Below are 3,439 nucleotides of genomic sequence, written 5' to 3' on the forward strand. Positions count from 1 at the left end.
TTCCTAATATTGAAACCCGAAATTATGATGTATAGGATTTGAATTTTCAAGGGTTGTAAAGTTGATAAATGACCTGATAGCTACAGCATGTGCATTCGTTTTAATGCAGGCAGGGAAAATTCTGACTATCAAAATGCTAAAAAAAATCAATGGATTGCGGATATACCTTCTGAATTTTGACAGGTTACATCTTTTGTTTGCTGTTAGTTTGAAATGCCTATTAAAAAAATATTTTATGCACATGTTTTTCTGTCAAATTGAGATTTGGCAAATCACGACATAAAAATATTTGTTTCTATATATCTGTTGTTAAGGATACTGGATTAACAACGTAATAACAATTAGGACAAGATACTTTTGATGTAGTATATACTGTGCATTTGATTTCTATATCAGGTATCATTTACGTGGAGGATAAAATTGTGATTATTGTCCCCATCATTTTTCTGATACGGACATATTTTCTTTACAAGGCATACAGATGTTAGGTACAAATCCAACTTATCCATACGTAACGATACTTGCTGAAAAGGCCTCCATGTTCCGGAGGTGGTGATGTGTCATGCCTGGCTCACCTATAAGAAGAGAATAACTATTAAAAATGGGACATTGACTTTATCCGAACAAACATCCGAGGCAGGTAAAAAATTAGTTGCCAAAAGGAAAACGTGTTATCCAATGGGCGATAAGTCCTATTTCCAATGGCTTTATTTAAATATTGAAAAGAAAGAAATTACCTGTAATTAAAGGTTTGCGCGTGCTGCGGAATATTATTATTCGTGCCTCCAAAGCAGAACAAAGGCTTCAACCGAAGCCTTTGTTCTGCTAATCTTATCTCATTGAGATGTTATCATCTGCTTTCATTACATGGCACCAAACAGGTCTACTTCTGCCAGAAACCCATAATAATCTGGCCCCTTAGTGAGCACTACTTTGATGTATTGCCACCGTTGAGGAGTAACGGCAAAGAACTGTTCTGCATTTTTTTGCTGAAAAGAATATGTTCCCAGATCCGTCCATACGGTTCCATCGGCACTGCCCATCAATTGTATTTCTGTTTGACCACTGGTGGCATTTTGCCGGTTCACCAATCCAACTCTGGATATGGTAGCTGCCTGTCCTAAGTTAATAGAGATCCAATGCGGATAGGGTGGCTGTGCTTCATTCCAGGAGCTATGCCAGAACGTTCCGATATTATCATCAATGGCGGCAGTTGCGTAGCCATTTACCGCTCCCTCTCCGCCTGCTTCCTGATCGCTGAAAGCAGCAATGGTCCAGCTGTTTTTAGGCAACTTAATTTCTGCCAAAGGGGTAATAGTCACCACAACAGGATCAGATTTAATACGGGATTCGTCGCTGACGGTAGCGGTAATTTTAACCGGGCTGCTACCGGAGAGCCCTGAAACATACCCCACTCCGTTTACCTGTGAAGAGGTGAAAGACTGTGAGACGACATTACCAGTGCCATCGGTATAAGCTGCATTCACGACTACCGTTTTGCCGGTATTATTAATCCATGATACCCTCGCGGCCCCGATACTGGCCGCAATCTGCAACGTTTGGGCTATCGTGATATATACTGGCAGATCTGGCGTTACTGACACGGTTGTTACCTCCGTAATAGCACCGTGAGGACCTACTGTTTTTACCGTGAAGGTATAAGGTTTATTTATCAACCCGCTGATGACAGCAGTATCTGTATAACGACTGAATTTATATTCATACACTTGTCCGGTACTATCTTTATAACTAATAGCGGTATATAAAAAATTGGCCGAATCTGCTGGGATTTTGGAAACAGCATCCCAGGTAAAAATGACCTCTCCATAACCAGCCTTTGCTTTTAAATTTTTAACCGGTGCCGGCGGCGTGCCAACATTGTCCTGCTTTTTACACCCCGACAACAGAAAAAATATACACCCTGTTATAATCGTAATACTTATAAGTTTATTTTTCATGAACGTTCTGATTTAAGATGATTGACAGCATAACATTTTACCAACCTGGATTCTGAACGAGATTGATATTCCGGCTCAACTCATTTACACTTATAGGGAACAAATAACCAGCTGGTGTTTTAAAGATCTGATTCATCACAGGTGTAACCTGATTAAAGCTATTTTCATCCTGCCCCTGGTAGTTCATTCCATAAATAGTTTGATTAAAATATTTATCGCCCAACTTCCATCTGCGTATATCCCAGAAATACTGTCCTTCAAAAACAAGTTCAATCGTTCTTTCCCGCTGGATAATTTTACGCATCTCATCCTGCGAAAAAACAGCAGCATGCCCGGCAAGCGCCCATGATGCCTGAATGGTAGGCAGCATACTACGCTGTCTTATTGCATTCAGGTTATCTAACACTTGCTGCTGTTGATCCAATCCATAATACTCATTCAATGCTTCGGCATAGGAAAGATATAGTTCTGATAAGCGGATGATTGGCCAGGGATATTTCACCAATGTGAAGTTATTGTCTGTAGCGACTGTTTGAGGATGCACTACTTTCTGTACCAGAAACCCGGTAAGGGAATAGTTGGTAGCCCCTGAGCTCCAGCCTTGTGCTTCTCCTGCTTTAAAATTCATCGTTTCGGCTTCTCCGTTCACATAATAATAACCCTGATCATACGCCACAGACGCGTAGTAACGGGGTTCCCTGTGCAGGTTAACGTTCATGGTGTGTTCAGATGGATCTACTTTGTACCGGTTTTGATAGTCCCAGGTAGGGTCTTTATCAATAGGCAATCCATTTTCTGTATAAAATGTTTCCACCGTTCTTAAACTAGGTCCGATACCGTTATAGGTATTTCCTGTCAGCGGGGCAGCGTTTTGCTGCCATTGATAACTTACTTCAGGTTGAGAATATCCCCACAGCAGTTCCGAATTCCAGGGATCTACAAAGGCAAACCGGTAAGCGATCATGCCACTGTCTCTGCGTGTTTGTTCAAAAAAGTCGGTTGGTCCTTTGTAATCGGCAAACTGATATAAGTGTCTGTTGGCTCCCAGGGCTGCATCCATGGCCATTTTAATAGCATCGGCTGCCCGCTTCCATTTTTCTTTATCATAGCTCAGGTTCGTTAATGAAGTTCCCTTCTTGTCCTTAAAATTGCTGTAATACTCTGTGTTGCCATTAAATAAAGGGGAAGCTGCTGTTAAGAGCATCCGCGCTTTCATGGCTTTAACAGCCACCGATGTCACCCTGCCCAATTCATTTTGAACCGGAATAGTAGCTGGCAGTAAGCCTACCGCTTCGTCGAACTTAGCTACAATAAAATTGATACAGGAATCGTATGGCTGTCTCAATGGATAGATTTCGTCTCCACTGGTAGCATTAAAATCAATCTCGTGATCAATTAACGGAATCGGGCCATACTGGCGAAGCATCAAATAGTGATAATAGCCCACTAAAAAAGTAGCTTCCCCTTTCCACCGGGCCTTA

At 41.6% G+C, this 3,439-nt stretch carries 2 protein-coding genes; both read right to left on the reverse strand.

Features of this window, described 5'->3' with window-relative positions; all coding sequences use genetic code 11:
- Nucleotides 1-863: 863 nt before the first annotated feature.
- The gene (locus tag VIP81_RS18360) at nt 864-1,958 is read right to left on the reverse strand and encodes a DUF4959 domain-containing protein (protein WP_331964228.1); all 1,095 of its coding nucleotides are present in this window, start codon (nt 1,956-1,958) and stop codon (nt 864-866) included.
- A 37-nt stretch (nt 1,959-1,995) separates the two neighbouring features.
- The coding region (locus VIP81_RS18365) for a RagB/SusD family nutrient uptake outer membrane protein (protein WP_331964231.1) at nt 1,996-3,439 on the reverse strand (1,444 nt) is incomplete at its 5' end.

The sequence above is a fragment of the Chitinophaga sp. genome (assembly GCF_036566945.1).
Lineage (GTDB): Bacteria > Bacteroidota > Bacteroidia > Chitinophagales > Chitinophagaceae > Chitinophaga.